Below are 20270 nucleotides of genomic sequence, written 5' to 3'. Positions count from 1 at the left end.
TAACAGGTGGACGCAGGGTCACACGAAACGGCAAGGCGAGGAACGTACATGAAGATCACCAGGACGCTCGTGCTCACCGGAGTGCTCGCGCTGGCCGGAGCGTTCTCGGCCGGGGCCGCGCACGCGGACGAGACCAACGACCACGCGCACAACGGCCCCCGGGTCGCCCTCGTCAACGCCGGCCAGATCGACGACCCGATGGAGGACGTGCTGGAGCACGTCGCCGTCCTCGGCCGGAACGTCGTCAGCGGCTGACCAGCTCCTCGTACGCCCTCCGCAGCCCGTCGACCGCCCCGCGGTCGGCGGGCTGCAGCGGTTCGCGGACCGGGCCCGCGTCCAGGAGGGCCTTCACCGTCACCGCGCCCGGGAGTCCCGACGCCATCATCAGCTCCGTCAGAGGCAGCAGCCGCCGGTGCCACCGGGCGGCACCGGCCGTGTCCCCCGCGTCGAACGCGTCCAGCACCGCCCGCACCGCACCGGGCGCCGCGTTCGCGACGGTACTGACGCACCCCGCGCCGCCGATCGCGTACAGCGGCAGGTCCAGCTCGTCGCACCCCGAGTAGACGGCGAGCGGGGTCCGGGCGAGCACCTTCGTCGCGGCCGGCAGGTCGTAGGAACAGTCCTTCACCGCGACGATCCGCGGATGGTCGGCGAGTCGCAGCACCGTGTCCGGCTCGATCCGCACACCCGTGCGGCCCGGGATGTCGTACAGCGCCGGCGGCAGCCCCGTCGCGTCGGCGACCCGGCGGAAGTGCGCCTCCACGGCCGCCTGGGGAGGTCGGCTGAAGTACGGCGGGACGACGAGCAGGCCGTCGGCGCCGGCCGCCTCCGCCTGCCGGGCCAGCTCGGTGGTGTGCGCGGTGTCCGCCGTGCCGACGCCCGCCACGAGCGGCACGCCCTCCCCGACCGCCTCCCGCACCGCCCGGAGGAGCGGGGCCTTCTCGGCGTCGGACGTGGTGGGGGACTCGCCGGTCGTGCCGTTGAGGACCAGGCCGTCGCACCCCCGGGCCACGAGGTCGGTGTCGAGCCGCGCGGCCCGGTCGTGGTCCGGCGCCTCACCGGAGGGGGTGAAGGGCGTGACCATCGCGCACAGGACGGGGCCGAAGGGAGGGAGAGCGGTGCCATCGTGGGTCATCCCGGCAGTCTGGGGGCCTGCTCCTCGTAGGCCCACTTAGTTCTGCTCCGGTTCGAAGTGAAGCAGTGCTTAAGCGTGGCATGGGGGCGGACGTCGCGGGTACCCGGGGTACCCGTACGTGTACAGGAAGGGAGGCGATCCGAGTGGCCGCAGAACCCTCGGTCGGCGAGCTGGTCAAGCGGGCTTCGGAACAGCTGTCCGAGCTGGTCAGGGCCGAACTGCGCACCGCACAGGCCGAACTGGCCGTCAAGGGCAAGCGGGCCGGAGTCGGTGGCGGTCTGCTCGGGGGCGCGACCGCCCTCGCCTACATCGGGCTCATGGCGCTGGCCGGGACCTGCGTGGCGCTCCTCGCGCTGGTGCTGGAGGTCTGGGCGGCCGCGCTGATCGTGACCGTCGTCCTCTTCGCCGCCGCCGGCGCCCTGGCCCTCGCGGGCCGCGCCCAACTGCGCAAGGCCGCGCCGCCTCTGCCCGAGCGGGCCATGGACGGCATCCGCTCGGACATCGACGAGATCAAGGAGACGGTCCACCGATGACTCGGCCCGACGAACTGCGCCTCGAAGCGGCGCAACGGCGCGAGGAGCTGGTCGAGACGCTCGACCAGCTCGTGGCGAAGACGGATCTGCGGGCGCGGTTCGCGCGCGCGGACCACCGGCCGATGGTGCTGGTGGCGGCCGCGGTGGGGGCGGTGGTACTCGCCGGAGTGCTCCTGAGCCGGTCGCGGCAGGGGAAGGGACGTCGATGAGGGGACGGAAGGGCATGCGGGTGACGACGAAGAAGGCGAAGCGGAAGCAGAAGATGCTGTACCGGCCGGTCGGACTGCTGCTGGGGCTCGCGGGCGGTGCCCTCGCGAGCTCGCTGTTCGGCAAGGCGTGGGCGGCCGTCGGGCGAGGCAGTGACGCCCCCGACGCGTTGGACGAGGACCGCTCCTGGCGGGAGGTCCTGATCGCCGCCGCCCTCCAGGGGGCCATCTTCGCGACGGTGCGGGCGGCCGTGGACCGCGGTGGCGCGACCGGGGTGCGGAGGCTCACCGGAACGTGGCCCTCCGACCATTGACCTCAAGCGCGCTTGAGCTCTGAGGATGGAACTGCCCGGCCGGACCACGGGGTCCGGCCGGGCAGTTCGGCCGAGGAGGCAACATGACCGCGCACGTCCTACCGCACGCCCGCCCCGACCTCACCCGTCCGGGAGTCGGCCTCGTCAAGGCCAGTACCTGGCGCGTCGGCACGCCGGAGCGGCAGCGCGCCGCCGTCGACGCCATCGCCCGCACCTGGCTCGCACGGCAGTGGCCGACCGACGGGCTGCTCTCGTACACCGTCCACGTCGGCGCGGACGGGGACACCCTGCTCCACTACTCCCAGTGGCGGTCCGAGGACGACTACCAGGAACTCGTCCGCACCGAACGCACCGCCAGGAACGCCGCGATCGACGCCGCGGTGCCCGGCATCGAGCGCGTCGCGCTCCACTCGTACGCGCTCCACCGCAGCGTCGTGCCCGCGCCGGGCGACGACAGGGTGCCGGGGCGCGTGGTGACGGTGGACGTGGAGTTCGACGGACCGGATCCAGCCCGCCAACAGGGCTGGGGGGACGCGGTGTTCGAGGCGCTGGTCGGCGGCCCGGCGCCGCACCCCGGGGGCGTCTCCGCCCACTTCCACACGGGTCTGGACGGCACCCGCGTGCTCGGTTACGCCGAGTGGGAGAGCGCCGCCGCCCACGAGGAGGCCCTCGCCGCGTCCGGCGGGGGCGTCGCAGGGCTCACCCCGCAGTGGAGCCGGGTGCGGACCTCCCCCGGGCTGGTCCGCGGTCGGCTGCGCCGCTACACGCCCGCGCTCAGCCTCGCCGCGGACGCGTAGCGGCGGAACGCCCCTGCGGGACGCCCGGGCGCCCCTGTGGAGCGGATAGGCGGAACGCCCCTGCGGAGCGCGCCCCCCGGGCGAGGTCCTCGCCCGGGGGGCGCCCCGCAGGGGCGCGAGCGGTGGGGTGCGTCAGGGGCGGAAGCGCAGCACCTGCGGGTCGTGGTCGCTGTTCTGGTCGGCGAACTCCGCGTTGATGTGCACGCTGTCGTAACTGAAGTGGCGGATGCCGGGGCTGGTCAGGATCTGGTCCAGCACCTGGCTGTTGCCCTGGAAGACGTACGAGTAGCGCTCGGAGCACGGCAGGCTGGTGATGGCCGCGTGCAGGGCGCCGCCGTCGGTGAGCGCCGCGGTCGTGTCGGAGAACTCGAAGTCGTTGATGTCGCCGAGGACCACGACGTCGGCGTTGCGCTGCACGGCCAGGACGTCCTTGACGAAGGCGTTGACGACCCGCGCCTGCTGGTGGCGCTGCGCCTCGGAGGAACGGTTCGGCGGCTGGCGGTGCCCGACGATCGACTCGTCGCCGCCCTTCGAGCCGAAGTGGTTGGCGACCACGATGACCGTGCGCCCGCGGAAGGTGAACTCGCCCGCGAGCGGCTTGCGGCTGTTCTCCCAGGCGGCGTTCGCCGGGTCGATCCGGCCGGGGGAGAGGGTGAGCGCCGCCTTGCCGCGCTCCTTGACGACCTCGGTGGCCGTCGTCGCGTCGCCGCCCGCGCGGTCGGTGAAGGAGACACGGGCGGGGTTGAAGAGGAACGCCTGGCGGATGTTGCCGCCCGGCTGGCCGCCGTCCTTGCCGTCCTGCGGGTCGATGGAGCGCCACGCGTAGGCCGGTCCGCCGGCGGCGACGATCGCGTCCGTGAACCGCTTCAGTGTCTCGCCGGCGGTGACGGTCCCGTCGCTCTTGGCGCCGTTGTCGTCCTGGATCTCCTCCAGCGCGAGGACGTCGGGGGAGGCGAGGTTGTCGACGACGGCCCTCGCGAGCGCGTCGAACTTCTCCTGCGGGTCGGTCGGGTCGAGGTTCTCCACGTTGTACGTGGCGACGGCCAGCTCGCCGTGGTGCTGCGCACGGGTCTTCTCGCGCACCAGGCCGCGGTCCTGGACGGTGCCGAGGGTCCGCGCGGTGAGGGTGTAGCCGCCGTGCTGGTTGAAGTCGAGCGGGCCCTCGGTGACACCCGCGAGGACGTCGCCGACGTTCGCGGTCGGGAAGGGCTGCTGGGCCAGCGGGACGAGCGACTGGACCTTCAGGCGGCCGGTGTTCTGCGACGTGTACGAGCCGTATACCGTGCCGCCCCGGTGGTTGGCGTTCTCGCGGGGCTTGACGGTCACCCACAGCTCGGCGTGCTCGGTGCTGGGGCCGACGACGCGCGAGGAGCCGATGCGGACGTTGGCGCCCTCCAGCGACTCGTAGTAGTCCAGGGCGTACCGGTCGGGGCGCAGTGGCAGGCCGTTGATCGAGCCGCCGTTCGCCGGGTCGCCCGCGGGGGTGTACGCGTCCGGCACGGAACGGGCGGTGACGGTCACGGGCGCCGGCACCGGGTTGCCGGAGGAGACGACGGTGACGGTGGGCTTCGATATCTGCGTGAGCGACTGGTTGCCGGAGGCGACTCCGCCCGGGACGTACTCGGTGACCGTGCCCGACACCGTGACGGCGTCGCCGACGGCGACGGTCGGCTTCGAGCCGGTGAAGACGAACAGGCCCTCGCTGGTCGCCGCGTCCCCGTCTCCTCGCGGGTCCTGGAACCAGAAGCCGCGCGAGCCGTGGTCCCGGACGCCCGTGACGACGCCGGGGACGTCCGTGACGCGCTGCCCGACGAGCGGGGACACGCGGGTGGAGCCCTGCACGTCGTGGATGCGGACGGTGTCGGTCGTGTCCGCCGCCGAGGTGGAGGCCCCGGCGAGCAGGCCGCCGGCCAGAGCGGCGGCGACGACGGCCGAGACGGCTGCGGTTCTCGGCAGGGAGGAAGCCATGGATGGACTCCAAGGGGTGGTGGGAGGTGAGGGTGCGTGGAGTGGCGGAAAAGGAGGGGTGGCCGCTCTACGCGCGTCAATCTCTGTGGTGGGCGGGGTCCTTGTCAAGGGGTGCCGGGCGGACGCCGTCTGACAGGTGCATGAACGCCGGACATGCCCGCGAATGCGTCTACGCTGGGGGCGGCTTGAGCCCGGACCACCGCCGCCGCACGTCGTCGAGGAGTAACCGCTGATGCCCGTAGACCGCCCGACCCTGCCGCCGGTGCGCCTCCGACCGGACGCCGAACTGGCGCGGGCCGCGCTGGCCGCGCCGCTGCTGGCGCGCGCCGTGCGGCTCGCCCGCTGGGCCGGTCCGCAGACCCGGGTCGGTGCGGGTGGCGAACTCGTCGACGCGCAGCTGGGCGACGCCGCCGAGGTGCTGGGCCTGCCCCGCGACGAGGAGGGCGAGGCGTACGCGAGCGAGGCGTGGCGGGTCGCGGTGGACACCGGGCTGGTGGAAGTCCACGACCCGGCGGACGGCGGGGACGACGCGGGCACGGCCGTGGCGGGCGAGGCCCTGCCGCTGGTGACCCGCGGTGGCCCGCAGGACGTCCTCGCCCTCTGGCTGGACGGCCTGGAGACGGTCTTCGCCGACGCCGCCGCGCCGGTCCTGGACGACGTCGACGCGCTCCTCGGCGAGGACGGCACCCTCGACTTCGAGGCGCTGGACTGGGACCCCGACGCGGAGGCCGCCTTCCTCGACGGAATCCTGGCCAACCTCTACGCGCTGACCGTCGCCGAGCACGGGGCCGGTGCCGGGCCCGTGCCGCTGCCGGCGCTCGCCGCGTCCGTCATCGTCCCCGAGGACATGGGCGAGCCGACGGACGACGTGCTGGAGCAGGTGTCCGAGGCGATGATGCGGCTCGACGACCAGTTCCGCGTGCTGGAGCCGATGGGCCTGGTCGAGTACCGCCCCGTCGACGAGGACCTGATGACGGAGGAGGGCGCCGACGAGCCGTCGCCCGCCGACCTCGACGAGGAGGACGTCGCCCGGTACGGGATGGTGCGGCTCACCCCCCTCGGCCTGTACGGCGTCCGCAGCCGCCTGCTGGAGGCGGGGGTCGCCGCCCCCGCGGTCGGGGACCTCGCCGAGCGGGGCGCGGACGAGCTGCTCGGCGCCGTGGGCGGCTTCCCTCAGGCGGCGGCGCGCGCGGAGACGGAGCAGTGGCTGGCCGGCCGCGAGCCCGTCGCGGCCGCCCGCGAACTGCTCGCCGCGGCCCGGGGCGCCGACGCCGGCTCCCCGCTGCGGCGCCTGCACTGCCAGCAGGCGCTCGCCCTGGTCGGCGCCGAGGCGGAACCGGCCGTGCGGGAGGTCCTCGACGATCCGCAGCTCGGCGGGCTGGCCCGGGTGTGGCTGGCCGAGCGGGGCGCGGCGGACGTGCCCCCGCCGCCCGAGACGATGATCTTCTGGCTGGCCATCGACACGATCGCCGCCCAGCTGGACGCCGACGGCGACCTGGACGAGCTCCAGGACCTCGTCGAGGGGCTGACGGGCCGCCACAGTGGTTTCTTCGACGAGGCGTGGCGCGTCGAGCACCCCTCGGCGCCCGAGGTGCTGGAGGCGATGGGGCGCCTCCACCGCGACCGGCAGCTCGCCAAGGACGCCCGCAAGGCGGCCTTCAAGGCCCGGTCCCGCGCCGGTTCCTGACGCGCCGATGGCCGTGCGCCTCGTGGAGGCGCCGGCCCGGTGCCGGACGGAACCGGGGCGGTGCGGAACCGGGGCGGCGCGCGCCGGTTCCGGACGTGTCCCGGGGCGGTGCGCGCCGGTTGGGAGCGCCCCGGCCCCGCGCCGCCGGGTGTCCGGCCACGCGGGTGTCCGGGTGTCCGGCCACGCGGGTGACCCGGGCGGGACGCGTGGCGTTCAGCGGCCGTTCAGGAGCGGGCGCGAGCGTGAGGCGTCACCCGCCGCCCACCAGGGAGTACCCATGTCGCTCACCCGCAGGGAGTTCGCCGCCACCGGCACGGCCCTCGCCCTCACCGGCAGCGTCGGCGCCCTCGCCACCGCGCCGGGTGCCGTCGCCGCCCCCCGGGAGACGGGCGGGCGCGGGTACGGCCCGCTGCTCGACGACCCGGCCGGACTGCTGGCCCTCCCCGCCGGCTTCTCCTACCGGGTCCTCACCCACGCCGGCGTGACCCGCCTGGACACCGGCGAGTTCACCCCCGACCGCCACGACGGCACGGCCGCCTTCCCCGGCCCCCGGGGCGTCACCCTCCTCGTCAACAACCACGAGCTGAAGGGCCCCCGCGCCCGGTGGGAGAACCCGGTCCCGCTCGCCGACGGGCTGGTCTACGACCCGGCGGCGGCCGGCGGCTGCACCGTGGTCGAGGTGCGCCGCGACGGCCGCACCGCCGAGTGGGTCGGCATCGCCGGCACCTCCACCAACTGCGCCGGCGGCGCCACGCCGTGGGGCACCTGGCTCACCTGTGAGGAGAACTCCGACCGGGCCGGTGAGAACGGCATGACCCGCGACCACGGCTACGTCTTCGAGGTCGACCCCTGCGACCGGCGCGCCAACCGCGATCCGCGCCCCGTGAAGGCGTTCGGCCGCTTCGACCACGAGGCGGTGGTCGTCGACCCGCGGCGCGGCCACGCCTACCTCACCGAGGACGCCTCCGGCCCGAACGGGCTCTTCTACCGGTGGGTGCCCCCGCACGGCTTCCGGCACGGCCGCGGCCGGCTGCGCACCCTCGCCGACGACGCCGGGGTGCTCCAGGCCCCGCGCTGCTTCGACTCCGGCGGCCGGTTCGTCGACGACCTGTCGCGCGCCACGCGGACCGGCACCGTGCTCGGCGTCGACTGGGTGGACGTGCCCGATCGGGACGCCTCCGCCGTTCCCGTGCGCGAGCAGTTCGGCGACGAGGCCGTCACGCGCGGCCGGAAGCTGGAGGGGATGTGGTGGGCGGACGGCGGCGCCTACCTGGTCTCCTCGTACGCCCGCGCCGAGAGCCCCGGCACCCCGCACGACGGGCAGGTGTGGTTCTACGACCCCCGGCGCCGCACCCTCACCCTGAAGGTGCTGCTCGGCGTCAACGCGGACCCCGGCGCGGACGGCGCCCTCGACGGGCCCGACAACATCACCGTCTCCCCGTACGGCGGCCTCGTCATCGCCGAGGACGGCGCGGGGGTCCAGCATCTCTTCGGCGCGACGGACTCCGGCCGCACCTACCCGATCGCCCGCAACGACCTCAACGACTCCGAGTTCGCCGGTGTCGTCTTCTCGCCGGACGGCGGGACGCTCTACGCCTGCATCCAGCGGCCCGGCATCCTCGTCGCCGTCACCGGCCCCTGGCACCGGGCACCACGACGCTGAGCCGGCCCGGTCGGGCGCCGGGCCGGAGCCGCCCCGTCGGGGCCGTCGCGCGCGGGGCCGGGACGCCCGACACCGGCCGGGGCGCCGGCGGCTCCGCCGGGGGATCCCCGGAGCCGCCGGCGCCGCACGGCTACAGCGCCGACGCCGCCGGGCGCACCATGCCGCGGACCGTGCGGGACTTCACGAAGTCACCCATCGCGGTCATCTCCCACTCGCCGGAGAACTGCCGGATCAGCTTGCACATGAGCACGCCCGTCTGCGGCTCGGTGCCCGTCAGGTCGAAGCGGACCAGCTCCTCGCCGGTCGCGCCGTCGAGCAGCCGGCAGTACGCCTTGGCGACCTCGGTGAACTTCTGCCCGGAGAAGGAGTTCACCGTGAAGACCAGCCCCGTCGCGTCGGCGGGCAGCCGGCCCAGGTCGACGGTGATGACCTCGTCGTCGCCCGCGCCCTCGCCCGTGAGGTTGTCGCCGGAGTGGCGGATCGAGCCGCCCAGGATCGTCAGCTTGCCGAAGTAGCAGCTGTCCAGGTGGTTGCGCTGCGGGCCGTACGCGATGACGGACGCGTCCAGGTCGATGTCCTTGCCGCGGAAGGCGGGCTCCCAGCCCAGGCCCATCTTGACCTGGGACAGCAGCGGGCGGCCGCCCTTGACCAGGGAGACCGTCTCGTTCTTCCGGAGGCTGACCCGGCCCTTGTCGAGGTTGACCTTCCCGGGCGCCGCGGGAGGGGCCGGGGGCGCCGGGGGAGCGGCGGCCGGGACCGGAGGTGCCACGGGGGCCGGGGCGGGGGGCACGGCGGGCGCCGCCTGCGGAGTGGGGCTCGGGGCGGGGGCCGCGGGGGACTCCTCGACCGTCACGCCGAAGTCCGTGGCGATGCCGGCGAGCCCGTTCGCGTACCCCTGGCCCACCGCGCGGGCCTTCCAGGCGTCGCCCCGCCGGTACACCTCGACGACGACGAGCGCCGTCTCGGAGCCGAGCCGGGGCGGGGTGAACGTCGCGAGGACCGCGCCGGTGGCGGCGTCCCGGATGGTCGCGGTGGGCTCGGTGCCCTCGAACGTCCGGCCCGCGGCGTCCGGGCTCGCCGTGACGACGATCCGGTCGATGTCCGCGGGCACCGCCGCCGTGTCGACGGTGATCGCGTCGGGCGCGGTGCCGCCGCCGGACCGGTAGGTGACGCCGGGGCCCGACGGCTGGTTGTAGAAGATGAAGTCGTCGTCGGAGCGCACCTTGCCGTGGGCGGTGAGCAGCAGGCCCGATACGTCCAGCCGCACCGGGGCGGTGACGTCCACCGCCACGCGCGGTGCGGACAGGGGGATGTTCGAGCCGGGGGTCATAGCTGTCATGACTGACGTAACGAGCGACTCCGCTTTACCGTTCCCTTACCTTGGGTTACCCCGGTCGCGGGGGTGGTCCCGGGTGGTCCGCTCGGTGCCGTGCCGGTAGGCGCCGGTCCAGCGGGCCATCACCGGCCGCGGGTCGCCGGTGGCGGCCTCGGTGAGGAGCTTCTCGGCGCGGCCGCCCCGGAGGGTCCCGGCGGCGCGGCCCCGGTGCGTGATCTCCATGGTGCCGTCCGCGCGCCGTACGCAGGTGGATCCCGAGGGTCCTGGCATGCCCCCATGATCGTGTGAGGGGTGGCCGGGCGGCAGCCGGTTTTCCCGGGCGCCTATCCTTCGGCTGCGTGAGCGCAGGGACCATTTTTCGCACGGGGGACGTGGAGGAGGCGCGCCGGGAGATCGGGGCGCGGTTCTACGCCACCTTCATGGACGTCATCGAGCAGCGGGGGCGGCGCTTCTCGGCGTGCTTCGACACGGTCCACCTGGGGGCGATGGTCGTCGGTGACATGCGCTGCGGCGCCGACGTCCGGCTGCGTTTCGGCGAGCTCGGCGCGTACCACGTGAACGTGCCGCTGAGCGGGCGACTGGAGGTGCGGCAGGGCGCCGGGCGCCTTGTGACGGCGACGCCCGCCTCCGGCACGGTGCTCGACCCGCGCGGGCACGTGGTCGTGGAGCGCTGGGCGGGGGACTGCCGCGTGGTCGCCGTCAAGGTCGAGACGGCCGCGCTGCGGCGGCGGCTGGAGGAGCTGCTGGGCCGCACCCCGCCGCGCGGGCTCGTGCTGGAGCCGGCGCTCGACCTGACGCGCGGGGCCGGGCGCGACTGGGCGACGCTCGTGCGCCAGCTGGCCCGCGAGGCCGCCGACCCCACCGGGCTCGCCCAGCACCCGCTGGTCGCCGCCCCGCTGCAGGACGCGCTGCTCACGGGTCTGCTGCTGGCCGCGGACCACCCGTACCGCGACGAGCTCGACGAGCCGGACCGCACCCTGCGCCCGGCGCCGGTCAAGCGGGTGATGGACGCGGTGCGGGAGCGGCCCGAGCACCCCTTCACCGCCACGGAGCTGGCCGGCCTCGCGCGCGTGAGCACCCGCAGGCTCCAGGAGTCCTTCCGCGCGCACGTGGGGACGACGCCGATGGGGTACGTCCGGGACGTCCGGCTGGCGCGGGTCCGCGACGAGCTGCGCGGCGCCGAGCCGGACGGCGGGCTGACGGTCAGTGAGGTCGCCTGGCGTTGGGGCTTCACGCACCTGGGGCGGTTCGCGGCGCGGTACCGGGAGCGGTTCGGGGAGGCTCCCTCGCAGACCCTGCACACCCCGCCGCCCGGAGGCCGGCGGTGAGCCGCGCCGGCGGGGGTGCGGGTGGGCCTCGCCGCCCCAGGTGCGCCGCGCAACGCGGACAGCGGGCCGCGCTCGGCGGATCATTGATCGTTTCGGCGGCCTCTACTGTCGATCACGACGCGTCGACGGCGTGCCCGTCCCCCGTGGGTACGCCACCGCGTCCGCGTCGCAGGTCCGGCCCGCATCGCCCCCCGTGAGACCGGGCCGGACCTGCACGCCTCCCCCTGCGGGGCCCTGCCTCCCCCGGCGCCCGCCGGCCCCGCGCCCGCGGCTCCCCCGCCTCCCGTCGTCCGGTGCTTCCGGCCCGTCGAGCGCTTCCGGTCGTCCCCGCCTGCGGCCCGGTCGAGTTCGTGCCTTCGGTGCCTTCAGTGCGGCCAGCGGGGCGGGTTGGTGCAGAAGTGGCCGCCGAGGTGGGCGTGGTCGGGGTTCGCGTCGTCCAGTTCGCCCTGCTCGGCCACCAGCCGAGCCGCGTGGGGCTCGGAGTCGTCCTGCGGCGCGTACCCGAGGGCGCGGGCGGAGGTGAGGTCCCACCACAGCCGGGTGTTGGCGGACGAGCCGTAGACGACGGTGTGGCCGACGCCCTCGGCGGTGAGCGCCGCGTGGAAGAGGCGGGCGGCGTCGGCCGGGCTGAGCCACACGGAGAGCATCCGCACGGAGGTGGGCTCGGGGAAGCAGGAGCCGATCCGCACGGAGACCGTCTCCAGCCCGTGCCGGTCCCAGTACAGCTGTGCCAGGTCCTCGCCGAAGCACTTCGACAGGCCGTAGAAGGTGTCCGGGCGGCGCGGGGTGTCGACCGGGATGAGCGGGTCCCCCGCGCGCGGGCGGGGGGTGTAGCCGACGGCGTGGTTGCTGGAGGCGAAGACGATCCGGCGGACGCCCTCCTCGCGGGCGGCCTCGTAGAGGTTGTACGTGCCCTCGACGTTGGCGCGCAGGATCCGGTCGAAGGGCGCTTCCAGGGAGATGCCCGCGAGATGGATGATCGCGTCGACGCCCCGGACCGCCTCGCGCAGGGCCGCCGTGTCGGCGAGGTCGGCGGTGATGGCGTCGGGGGCGCCCTCGACGGGGGCGACGTCGAGCAGGCGCAGCGCGTACCCGTACGCGGGCAGCAGCTCGCGCATCAGGGTGCCGAGGCCGCCGGCGGCGCCGGTGAGCAGGACGGTGCGGTCAGCGGGCATCGGTGGGGCTCCCTGCGGATACGTAGACATCATTCACAAGTGTGGACACGCTAATGAGGTCGCCGAGGGCCGTCAAGGGCCAGGCGAGAGGGGTCGTTCCGACCTTGACCTGCTGCTCGGTGCTGCCCTAGCGTGCAGGCAGTTCACGCATATGGACAACGTCCAATCTTCTGTCTGCCGTCTCGCCGTGCACCGCCGGACCACTCGACGGCTTCGCCCAGGGAGCGCCCGTGACCCCACCCCCGCTCGCCGGCCGGCTCGACGGCCTGCTGTTCTTCCCCGTCACCGCCTACGGGCCCGACGGCGCGCTCGACCTCGACGTCTTCCGGGCGCACGTGCGCGCCGGCGTCGAGGCGGGCGCCGGCGCGGTCTTCGCCTGCTGCGGCACGGGCGAGTTCCACGCCCTCACGCCCGAGGAGTTCCGGGCCTGTGTGGCGGCCGCCGTCGAGGAGACCGCCGGACGGGTGCCGGTGGTGGCCGGCACCGGGTACGGCACCGCACTCGCCGTCCGGTACGCGCGGATCGCCGAGGAGGCCGGCGCCGACGGCCTGCTCGCCATGCCGCCCTACCTCGTCGTCGCCGACCAGGCGGGGCTGCTGCGCCACTACACCGCCCTGGCCGCGGCCACCGCCCTCGACGTCATCGTCTACCAGCGCGACAACGCCGTCCTCACCCCGCAGACGGCCGTCGCCCTCGCCCGCGTCGACGGGATCATCGGCCTCAAGGACGGCCACGGCGACCTGGACCTGATGCAGCGCGTCGTCAGCGCCGTACGCGCCGAAGGGCTCGACCTGCTGTACTTCAACGGCCTGCCCACCGCCGAACTCACCGGCCCCGCCTACCGGGGCATCGGCGTCACCCTCTACTCCTCCGCCGTCTTCTGCTTCGCCCCCGACATCGCCCTCGCCTTCCACCGGGCGCTGGACACGGGCGACGACGCCACCGTGCACCGGCTCGTCGACGGCTTCTACCGGCCGCTGGTCGAACTGCGCGCCCAGGGGCGGGGGTACGCCGTGTCGCTGGTCAAGGCAGCGGTCCGGCTCGGCGGCCTGGAGGTGGGCGGGGTCCGTCCGCCGCTCAGCGACCCCGCGCCGGCCCACGTCGAGGAGCTCGCCCGCATCGTCGCACGCGGCCGGGGCCTGCTGGGGGGCGAGCGGTGAGGGCCTCCGCCTTCCTCTACCCCTGGGACGTCGTCGGCGACCCCGAGGCGGCGGCGCGGATCGCCGACCTCGGCGTCCGGCAGGTCACCCTCGCCTCCGCGTACCACTCCACCCGCGCCCTCACCCCGCGCCACCCGCGGCACCGCCTCGTCACCGCCGGGTACGCCGCCGTCCTCTACCCGCCCGACCCCTCCCGCTGGGCCGGCCGCGACCTCGTGCCGTACGCGGCGGGGGAGTGGGCGCCCGGCGACGCCTACGGGGAGGCCGCCTCGGCCCTGGAGGCCGCCGGACTGGACGTCCACAGCTGGGTCGTCCTCGCGCACAACTCCCGCCTCGGCGCCGAACACCCCGGCACCTCCGTCGTCAACGCCTACGGCGACCGCTACCCGTGGGCGCCCTGCGTCGCGCGGCCGGCCGTGCGGGAGTACCTCGTCGACCTGGCCACCGAGGCCGCGGTGCGGCCCGGGGCGCGCGGCACCGAACTGGAGTCGTGCGGCTGGTACGGGATGGCCCACCTGCACGCCCACGACAAGATCGCCGGCGTCACCCTCGGGGACGCCGCCCAATACCTGATGTCGCTGTGCTTCTGCGCCGTCTGCCGCGACGGGTACGCGGACCACGGCCTCGACCCGGACGCGACCGCCGCCGCCGTGCGCCGGGCGCTCGCGCCGGTGTGGGCCGCGGGCGGGTCGACCGCCGCGGGCTGGCCGGCCGTCCGCGAGCTGCTGGGCGCCGACCTCGCCGACGCCACCCTCGCCTGGCGCGCCCGCGCCGCCCGCGCCCTCCTGGAGTCGGCCGTCGCGGCCGTACGGGCGGCCGCGCCCCCCGGCTTCCGGGTCCTCCTGCACGCCGACCCCGCCCCGTACCGCACCGGCCCCAACCCGGGCGTGGACCCCGGACACGTCCTGTCCGTCGCGGACGGCGTCGTCCTGCCCTGCACGGGCGGCGGCGCGGAGGCGGTGCTGCCCCCGTTCGCCGCCCAGGCCCGCGGGGAGGCCGTCCTCGCCGCCAACTTCACGGTGGTCTCCGGCATGGGGGGCTCCCCGGCCACGCTCGCCGCCGACGCCGCCCGCGCGCGGGAGCTGGGCGCCGACCAACTGCGCCTGTACCACGCCGGCCTGGCCTCCGACGCGGACCTGGCCGCCGTCCGGTCCGCCCTGCGCGCCCTCACGGCCACCCCCGCCTGACACCGGGGGCGGCGGCCCCCGGTCCGGCCGCCGCCCCCTGCGGCCCTGCCGCCGGGTCCGTCCCCCTGCCGGGTGCCGCTCTGCCGTCGAGCGCTGCCCCACGGCGTCCGCGCCGGGGCCCCGCGCCCCGGCCTCCCGCCTCCCGTGCCACGCCGCGCCTCCCGCCACCGCCGCCCCGGCCCTGCGCGCGCCCCGGCGGGACGCCCCCGCGCGTCCCGGGCGCTGCCCTCGCTCGCTCGGGACGCGCGTACGACCGCGTCCGCCCGGCGGGGGTCCGGACCTTTCCAACGACGAGTTCTGTCAGAAGCGTTGACGAACGCCCCGGGCCGCCCTACGTTCGTCGCCGTCGTACTTCGTACGTCATATATGAGACGCGATACGCGAGATATGAGACCCCGCATGGCCTTCGCCCCCAGCCCCATCCCCTCCCGTACGCAGTACGTGCTGGAGGCGATCAAGCACGCCATCCTCACCGGCGGACTGCCACCCGGCCGTGCCCTGGTCGAGGCGGAACTGGCCGCGCAGTTCGGCGTGTCGAAGACGCCCGTGCGGGAGGCGCTCAAGACCCTCGCCGGCACCGGGCTGGTGGTCATGAGCCAGTACAAGGGCGCCACCGTGCGCACCGTCGACGCCGCCATGGCCCGCGAGGTCTACGACGTGCGCCTGCTCCTCGAACCCGAGGCGCTGCGCCGCACCATCACCCGCCGCGCGTCCCTGGACGCCGCCGGCGACGCGCTCGCCCAGGCGGACGTCGCCGCCGACCAGGCCGAACGCTCGCTGGCCAACCGCGAGTTCCACCGGGCCCTGTACCTGCCCTGCGGCAACCCCCTGCTGGCCCGGATGCTCGACGAGGTCCGCGACCAGGCGGCGCTCGTCTCCACCGTCGCCTGGAGCGCGGACCCGTCGTGGCAGCGGGAGGCCGAGGAGCACCGCGGCATCCTCCACCTCGCCCTGGCCGGCGACGCCGACGGGGCCGCCCTGGCCCTGCGCGAGCACATCGCCCGGTTCGTGCGGCGCGCCTTCCCCGGCGGCCCCGACGGCGAGGGCCCGCACCTGCCGTGACCCCCCGGCCCGCCCACCGCGCGTGTGCGCGCCCCACCAGCCCACGCACCCCCCACCCGTGACACACCCACCCCATGACACCCCGACAGACAGCTCGGAAAGGCCGGTACGCATGGACCACTCATCGCTGAGGGCGGCGCTCGCAGACGTCGTCGCGATCCCCGTGACCCCCTTCGCCGCCGACGGCGGCGTCGACCGGGACACGTATCGCGCCCTGCTGCGCCGGCTGCTCGACAGCGGCGTGCGGGCCGTCACCCCGAACGGCAACACCGGCGAGTTCTACACGCTCACGCCGGACGAGCGCCGCCTCGTCACCGAGCTCACCGTCGAGGAGACCGGCGACCGCGCCGCCGTCCTCGTCGGCGTCGGCCACGACGTGCCGACCGCCACGGCCGCCGCCCGGCACGCCCGTTCCGCCGGGGCCGGCATGGTCATGGTCCACCAGCCGGTCCACCCGTACGTCTCCCGCGAGGGGTGGGTCGACTACCACCGCGAGATCGCCGACGCGGTCCCCGAGCTGGGCGTCGTCCCGTACGTGCGCAACCCGCTGCTGGACGGCGCGGCGATCGCCCGCCTCGGCGAGCTGTGCCCCAACGTCATCGGCGTCAAGTACGCCGTCCCCGACGCGGCCCGGTTCGCCGCCGTCGCCCGCGACGCCGGGCTCGACCGGTTCGTGTGGATCGCCGGGCTCGCCGAGCTCTACGCACCGTCGTACTGGGCGATGGGGGCCACCGGCTTCACCTCCGGGCTGGTCAACGTCTCGCCGGAGGTCTCCCTCGCGATGCTGCGGGCGCTGCGGGCGGGCGACTACCCGGCCGCCCTGCGCGTGTGGGAGCGCGTCCGCCGCTTCGAGGACCTGCGCGCCGCCGACCAGGCCGCGAACAACGTCACCGTCGTCAAGGAGGCCCTCGCCGCGCTCGGCCTGTGCCGCCGTGACGTGCGCCCGCCGAGCCGGCTGCTGCCCGAGCCGCGCCGCGCCGAGATCGCCGACATGGTCAAGGAATGGGACGCATGAGCACCGACAGCACCCCGCCCGCCGGCGAGGAGCGGGCCCCCGCCCTGCGCAGCGAGCAGTGGTACGGCAGCGGCGCCCCCTCCGGCCTGCGCGCCTTCAGCCACCGCGCCCGCACCCGGCAGCTCGGCTACCTCCCCGAAGAACACCTCGGCAAGCCGGTCGTCGCGATTCTCAACACCTGGTCGGACATCAACCCCTGCCACGTCCACCTCCGCGACCGGGCGCAGGCCGTGAAGCGGGGGGTGTGGCAGGCCGGGGGCTTCCCGCTGGAGTTCCCCGTCTCCACGCTCTCCGAGACGTTCCAGAAACCCACCCCGATGCTCTACCGCAACATGCTCGCCATGGAGACGGAGGAGTTGCTGCGCTCCTACCCGGTCGACGGCGCGGTGCTGATGGGCGGCTGCGACAAGACCACCCCGGCGCTCCTCATGGGCGCCGCCTCCGTCGACCTGCCGACCGTCTTCGTCCCGGCCGGCCCGATGCTGCCGGGCCACTGGCGGGGCGAGGTCCTCGGCTCGGGCACGGACATGTGGAAGTACTGGGACGACCGGCGCGCCGGCCTCATCGGCGACTGCGAGATGGCCGAACTGGAGAGCGGGCTCGCCCGTTCGCCCGGCCACTGCATGACGATGGGCACCGCCTCGACGCTCACGGCCGCCGCCGAGGTGCTCGGGGTCACCGTGCCCGGGGCCTCGTCCATCCCGGCCGTCGACTCGGGGCACGACCGGATGGCCGCCGCCGCCGGCCTGCGGATCGTCGAGCTGGTCCGGCAGGACCTGCGGCTGTCGCGGATCCTCACCCGGGAGGCGTACGAGGACGCCGTGACGACCGTCCTCGGCCTGGGCGGCTCCACCAACGCGGTGATCCACCTGATCGCCATGGCGGGCCGGTCCGGGGTGCGGCTCACCCTCGACGACTTCGACCGCATCGCCCGTACCGTGCCGGTCCTGGCGGACCTGCGCCCCGGCGGCCGGTACCTGATGGAGGACTTCCACTTCGCCGGCGGCCTGCCCGGCTTCCTCTCCCGGATCACCGACCTGCTCCACCTCGACCGGCCCACCGTCGCCCACGCGACCCTGCGCGAACAGCTCGCGGGCGCCCGGGTCCACGACCCCGCGGTGATCCGGCCCCGGGACGAGCCCCTCGCCGAGGAGGGCGGGGTGGCGGTCCTGCGCGGCAACCTCTGCCCCGACGGGGCCGTCATCAAGCACATCGCCGCCGAGCCCCACCTGCTGCGGCACACCGGCCCCGCCGTCGTCTTCGACGACTACCGGACCATGCAGCGCACCATCGACGACCCGTCGCTCGGCATCACCGCCGACCACGTCCTCGTCCTGCGCGGCGCCGGCCCCAAGGGCGGCCCCGGCATGCCCGAGTACGGCATGCTGCCCATCCCCGACCACCTGCTGAAGCAGGGGGTGCGGGACATGGTGCGGATCTCCGACGCCCGGATGAGCGGCACCAGCTATGGCGCGTGCGTGCTGCACGTGGCACCCGAGTCGTACGTCGGCGGGCCGCTCGCCCTCGTCCGCACCGGCGACCTGATCACGCTCGACGTGGCCGCCCGCTCCCTCCACCTCCACGTCGACGACGAGGAGCTGGCCGGGCGCCGGGCCGCCTGGACGCCGCCGCCCGACCCGTACGAGCGGGGATACGGCGCGCTGTACCAGGAGCAGGTCACCCAGGCCGACACCGGCTGCGACTTCGCGTTCCTGGCGCGGCCCGGGAACGTGCCGGAGCCGTACGCGGGCTGAACCGCCCCCGCCCGGACCGGATCCCGTCCGTATGTCCGAGATCTCGAACGCGATCCGGAAAGCGCTTCACCCCCACGCAATGACGAACGGAGAATGTCATGGCCCACGCCGCAGCCGTGGCGCAGCAACCCCGGGCCGGCCGACGCCGCACGGGGACCGGAGCCGCACCACGCCGCCTGCCGTACCTGCTGATCGCACCCGCCGGCCTGCTGATGCTCGGCTTCATCGCCTACCCGGTGCTCAGCGTCTTCTACTACAGCCTCCGGCACTACAACGTCACCAAGCCCTGGAAGAACGGCTACGCGGGCCTCGAGAACTACACCCGCGCCTTCACCGAGGACCCCCTCTTCTGGTCCACGCTGGCCTTCAGCGCCAAGTGGGTGGTCGTGCAGGTCGGCCTCCAGCTCGCCCTCGGCCTCGTCCTCGCCCTGCTCGTCAACCAGACCTTCGTCGGCCGGGCCGTCGCCCGCTCCCTGGTCTTCTCGCCCTGGGCCGTCTCCGGCGTCCTCACCACGACGATCTGGATGCTGCTCTACAACCCCTCCACGGGCATGAGCCGCTACCTGGCCGACGTCGGCATCGGCACCTACGGCACGTCCGTGCTCTCCGACACCGGGACCGTCTTCTGGGCCGCCGTCGTCGCCGAACTCTGGCGCGGCGTCCCCTTCTTCGCCATCCTCATCCTCGCCGACCTCCAGTCCATCCCGAAGGACCTCTACGAGGCGGCGTCGGTCGACGGCGCGAACCGGATGCGGCAGTTCCTCCACATCACGCTGCCGCACCTCAAGGACGCCATCATCCTCTCCACGCTGCTGCGCGCGGTCTGGGAGTTCAACAACGTCGACCTGCTGTACACGCTCACCGGCGGCGGCCCCGCCGGCGTCACCACCACCCTCCCCCTCATGATCGCGAACACCGGCATCGAGGGCCACGACTTCGGGTACGCCTCGGCGCTCACCACGGTCGCGTTCGTGATCCTCCTCTTCTGCTCCATCCTCTATCTGCGCCTGAGCAAGTTCGGAGGCGACCGCTCATGACCGCCGCACTCGCGGAGCAGGGCACCCCCGCACGCGTGCCCGCCCAGGACCCGCCGGCGCCCCCGGCCACCCCCCGCCGCCGCCCGCGGCGCGAGCGCGCCTTCGACGACGTGCCGCGCTGGCAGATCTACCTCCCGCTCGCGCTGTACCTGCTGTTCACGCTCGTCCCCTTCTACTGGATGCTGCTGTTCGCGGTGCGCCCCGCCGGCTCGACCTCCCTCGTCCCCTGGCCGGTGACCACCGCGCACTTCGAGAAGGTCTGGAACGAGCGCAGCTTCGGGATCTTCTTCCAGAACAGCATGATCGTCGGCGTCGCCACCCTGGTCGCCACCACCACCGTCGCCCTCGCCGGCGGGTACGCCCTCGCCCGGTTCGACTTCCGCATCAAGAACGCCTTCATGCTGGCGCTGCTGTGCTCCCAGTTCATCCCCGGGGCGCTCATGCTCGTCCCGCTCTTCGAGATCTTCCGCAACCTCCAGATGATCAACTCGCTCGGCAGCGTCGTCATCGCCGAGACCGTCTTCCAACTGCCCCTGTCGATGATCCTCATCAGCGGCTTCATCAAGAACGTGCCCGTCTCCCTGGAGGAGGCCGCCTGGGTCGACGGCTGCTCCCGGATGCGCGCCTTCCGCGCGGTCGTCCTGCCGCTGCTGCGCCCCGGCCTCGTCGCCGTCGGCTCCTTCGCCTTCGTCCACAGCTGGAACCACTTCCTGTTCGCCCTGATGTTCCTCAGCGAGCAGGACAAGCAGACGATCCCCGTCGGCCTCAACACCCTCATCGGCGCCGACAGCGTCGACCTGGGAGCCCTCGCCGCGGGCGGCGTCATCGCCGCCGTCCCGGTCGTGATCGTCTTCGCGTTCATCCAGAAGTGGCTCATCACCGGCTTCAGTGCCGGCGCGGTGAAGGGCTGACA

20 protein-coding genes are annotated in these 20270 nt (G+C 74.5%); 15 read left to right on the top strand and 5 right to left on the bottom strand.

The features are described from left to right. The first annotated feature begins 48 nt into the window (after positions 1-48). Positions 49-255, top strand: a complete 207-nt coding sequence (locus tag NRO40_RS06320) for a hypothetical protein (protein ID WP_058943191.1) — start codon at positions 49-51, stop codon at positions 253-255. Here NRO40_RS06320 and dapA read toward each other — a convergent pair. Next, entirely contained in the window at positions 245-1135 is an 891-nt protein-coding gene (gene dapA, locus NRO40_RS06315; RefSeq protein ID WP_058943190.1) for a 4-hydroxy-tetrahydrodipicolinate synthase, read from the bottom strand. The genes NRO40_RS06320 and dapA overlap by 11 nt on opposite strands. 143 nt (positions 1136-1278) lie before the next feature. Here dapA and NRO40_RS06310 point away from each other — a divergent pair, with 143 nt between their 5' ends. The 4 genes from NRO40_RS06310 to NRO40_RS06295 all read left to right on the top strand — a co-directional run bounded on the left by NRO40_RS06310 (position 1279) and on the right by NRO40_RS06295 (position 2985). Continuing rightward, the gene (locus tag NRO40_RS06310) at positions 1279-1668 is read left to right on the top strand and encodes a phage holin family protein (protein WP_232791135.1); all 390 of its coding nucleotides are present in this window, start codon (positions 1279-1281) and stop codon (positions 1666-1668) included. Further along, a complete protein-coding gene (locus NRO40_RS06305; RefSeq protein WP_058943189.1) occupies positions 1665-1877 on the top strand; it encodes a DUF3618 domain-containing protein in 213 nt (70 codons plus the stop codon). Before NRO40_RS06310 ends, NRO40_RS06305 begins: the two co-directional genes overlap by 4 nt. Further along, positions 1874-2188: a DUF4235 domain-containing protein gene (locus NRO40_RS06300; protein WP_232791134.1), complete on the top strand. Its 315-nt coding sequence runs from the start codon at positions 1874-1876 to the stop codon at positions 2186-2188. The genes NRO40_RS06305 and NRO40_RS06300 overlap by 4 nt, the downstream gene beginning before the upstream one ends. Before the next feature lie 83 nt (positions 2189-2271). Further along, positions 2272-2985, top strand: a complete 714-nt coding sequence (locus NRO40_RS06295; RefSeq protein ID WP_058943187.1) for an antibiotic biosynthesis monooxygenase — start codon at positions 2272-2274, stop codon at positions 2983-2985. 132 nt (positions 2986-3117) lie between these two features. On the opposite strand, the gene NRO40_RS06290 is transcribed toward NRO40_RS06295, so the two are convergent. Beyond that, a complete protein-coding gene (locus NRO40_RS06290; RefSeq protein ID WP_058943186.1) occupies positions 3118-4953 on the bottom strand; it encodes an endonuclease/exonuclease/phosphatase family protein in 1836 nt (611 codons plus the stop codon). A gap of 232 nt (positions 4954-5185) precedes the next feature. Here NRO40_RS06290 and NRO40_RS06285 point away from each other — a divergent pair, with 232 nt between their 5' ends. Further along, a complete protein-coding gene (locus NRO40_RS06285; protein WP_058943185.1) occupies positions 5186-6640 on the top strand; it encodes a hypothetical protein in 1455 nt (484 codons plus the stop codon). Positions 6641-6917: 277 nt separating this feature from the next. Next, positions 6918-8303: an alkaline phosphatase PhoX gene (locus tag NRO40_RS06280; RefSeq protein ID WP_058943184.1), complete on the top strand. Its 1386-nt coding sequence runs from the start codon at positions 6918-6920 to the stop codon at positions 8301-8303. Between the two features lie 130 nt (positions 8304-8433). Here the strand turns inward: NRO40_RS06280 and NRO40_RS06275 are convergent, their stop codons facing one another. Together NRO40_RS06275 and NRO40_RS06270 are read right to left on the bottom strand one after the other, a co-directional pair. After that, on the bottom strand, positions 8434-9633 hold the full coding sequence (locus tag NRO40_RS06275; RefSeq protein ID WP_058943183.1) for a TerD family protein: 1200 nt from the start codon (positions 9631-9633) through the stop codon (positions 8434-8436). 45 nt (positions 9634-9678) lie between these two features. Beyond that, complete coding sequence (locus tag NRO40_RS06270) at positions 9679-9909, bottom strand: hypothetical protein (RefSeq protein WP_058943182.1); 231 nt, start codon at positions 9907-9909, stop codon at positions 9679-9681. Between the two features lie 68 nt (positions 9910-9977). On the opposite strand from NRO40_RS06270, the gene NRO40_RS06265 reads away from it, so the two are divergent. Further along, positions 9978-10967, top strand: coding sequence for an AraC family transcriptional regulator (locus NRO40_RS06265; protein ID WP_232791133.1), 990 nt, complete (start codon positions 9978-9980; stop codon positions 10965-10967). 365 nt (positions 10968-11332) lie between these two features. Here the strand turns inward: NRO40_RS06265 and NRO40_RS06260 are convergent, their stop codons facing one another. Then, complete coding sequence (locus tag NRO40_RS06260; RefSeq protein ID WP_058943180.1) at positions 11333-12142, bottom strand: NAD-dependent epimerase/dehydratase family protein; 810 nt, start codon at positions 12140-12142, stop codon at positions 11333-11335. Between the two features lie 230 nt (positions 12143-12372). Here NRO40_RS06260 and NRO40_RS06255 point away from each other — a divergent pair, with 230 nt between their 5' ends. From NRO40_RS06255 to NRO40_RS06225, 7 genes are all read left to right on the top strand, one after another. Beyond that, positions 12373-13302 carry a 5-dehydro-4-deoxyglucarate dehydratase gene (locus NRO40_RS06255; RefSeq protein ID WP_058943179.1) on the top strand — a complete coding sequence of 310 codons (930 nt, stop codon included), beginning with the start codon at positions 12373-12375 and terminating at the stop codon, positions 13300-13302. Beyond that, entirely contained in the window at positions 13299-14489 is a 1191-nt protein-coding gene (locus NRO40_RS06250) for a hypothetical protein (protein WP_058943178.1), read from the top strand. The genes NRO40_RS06255 and NRO40_RS06250 overlap by 4 nt, the downstream gene beginning before the upstream one ends. Before the next feature lie 399 nt (positions 14490-14888). After that, positions 14889-15551: a GntR family transcriptional regulator gene (locus tag NRO40_RS06245; protein ID WP_058943177.1), complete on the top strand. Its 663-nt coding sequence runs from the start codon at positions 14889-14891 to the stop codon at positions 15549-15551. A 112-nt stretch (positions 15552-15663) separates the two neighbouring features. Then, positions 15664-16566: a dihydrodipicolinate synthase family protein gene (locus tag NRO40_RS06240; RefSeq protein ID WP_058943176.1), complete on the top strand. Its 903-nt coding sequence runs from the start codon at positions 15664-15666 to the stop codon at positions 16564-16566. Further along, a complete protein-coding gene (gene araD, locus NRO40_RS06235; RefSeq protein ID WP_058943175.1) occupies positions 16563-18320 on the top strand; it encodes an L-arabinonate dehydratase in 1758 nt (585 codons plus the stop codon). The genes NRO40_RS06240 and araD overlap by 4 nt, the downstream gene beginning before the upstream one ends. A 98-nt stretch (positions 18321-18418) precedes the next feature. Beyond that, positions 18419-19357, top strand: a complete 939-nt coding sequence (locus tag NRO40_RS06230; RefSeq protein WP_058943174.1) for a carbohydrate ABC transporter permease — start codon at positions 18419-18421, stop codon at positions 19355-19357. Continuing rightward, a complete protein-coding gene (locus tag NRO40_RS06225) occupies positions 19354-20268 on the top strand; it encodes a carbohydrate ABC transporter permease (protein WP_058943173.1) in 915 nt (304 codons plus the stop codon). Before NRO40_RS06230 ends, NRO40_RS06225 begins: the two co-directional genes overlap by 4 nt. Positions 20269-20270 lie beyond the last annotated feature (2 nt).

It is taken from the genome of Streptomyces changanensis (genome assembly GCF_024600715.1).
Taxonomy (GTDB): domain Bacteria; phylum Actinomycetota; class Actinomycetes; order Streptomycetales; family Streptomycetaceae; genus Streptomyces; species Streptomyces changanensis.
Note: the sequence above shows the minus strand (reverse complement) of the source record. Positions and strands in the feature narration are given on the sequence as shown.

Excerpts from the sequence above, each read along its gene's own strand:
- NRO40_RS06260 (WP_058943180.1), bottom strand. The coding sequence starts at position 12,142 with ATGCCCGCTGACCGCACCGTCCTGCTCACCGGCGCCGCCGGCGGCCTC.
- NRO40_RS06270 (WP_058943182.1), bottom strand. The coding sequence starts at position 9,909 with ATGCCAGGACCCTCGGGATCCACCTGCGTACGGCGCGCGGACGGCACC.
- NRO40_RS06290 (WP_058943186.1), bottom strand. The coding sequence starts at position 4,953 with ATGGCTTCCTCCCTGCCGAGAACCGCAGCCGTCTCGGCCGTCGTCGCC.
- NRO40_RS06225 (WP_058943173.1), top strand. The coding sequence starts at position 19,354 with ATGACCGCCGCACTCGCGGAGCAGGGCACCCCCGCACGCGTGCCCGCC.
- NRO40_RS06295 (WP_058943187.1), top strand. The coding sequence starts at position 2,272 with ATGACCGCGCACGTCCTACCGCACGCCCGCCCCGACCTCACCCGTCCG.
- NRO40_RS06300 (WP_232791134.1), top strand. The coding sequence starts at position 1,874 with ATGAGGGGACGGAAGGGCATGCGGGTGACGACGAAGAAGGCGAAGCGG.
- NRO40_RS06275 (WP_058943183.1), bottom strand. The coding sequence starts at position 9,633 with ATGACCCCCGGCTCGAACATCCCCCTGTCCGCACCGCGCGTGGCGGTG.
- NRO40_RS06320 (WP_058943191.1), top strand. The coding sequence starts at position 49 with ATGAAGATCACCAGGACGCTCGTGCTCACCGGAGTGCTCGCGCTGGCC.
- NRO40_RS06230 (WP_058943174.1), top strand. The coding sequence starts at position 18,419 with ATGGCCCACGCCGCAGCCGTGGCGCAGCAACCCCGGGCCGGCCGACGC.
- NRO40_RS06285 (WP_058943185.1), top strand. The coding sequence starts at position 5,186 with ATGCCCGTAGACCGCCCGACCCTGCCGCCGGTGCGCCTCCGACCGGAC.
- dapA (WP_058943190.1), bottom strand. The coding sequence starts at position 1,135 with ATGACCCACGATGGCACCGCTCTCCCTCCCTTCGGCCCCGTCCTGTGC.
- NRO40_RS06280 (WP_058943184.1), top strand. The coding sequence starts at position 6,918 with ATGTCGCTCACCCGCAGGGAGTTCGCCGCCACCGGCACGGCCCTCGCC.
- araD (WP_058943175.1), top strand. The coding sequence starts at position 16,563 with ATGAGCACCGACAGCACCCCGCCCGCCGGCGAGGAGCGGGCCCCCGCC.
- NRO40_RS06245 (WP_058943177.1), top strand. The coding sequence starts at position 14,889 with ATGGCCTTCGCCCCCAGCCCCATCCCCTCCCGTACGCAGTACGTGCTG.
- NRO40_RS06240 (WP_058943176.1), top strand. The coding sequence starts at position 15,664 with ATGGACCACTCATCGCTGAGGGCGGCGCTCGCAGACGTCGTCGCGATC.
- NRO40_RS06305 (WP_058943189.1), top strand. The coding sequence starts at position 1,665 with ATGACTCGGCCCGACGAACTGCGCCTCGAAGCGGCGCAACGGCGCGAG.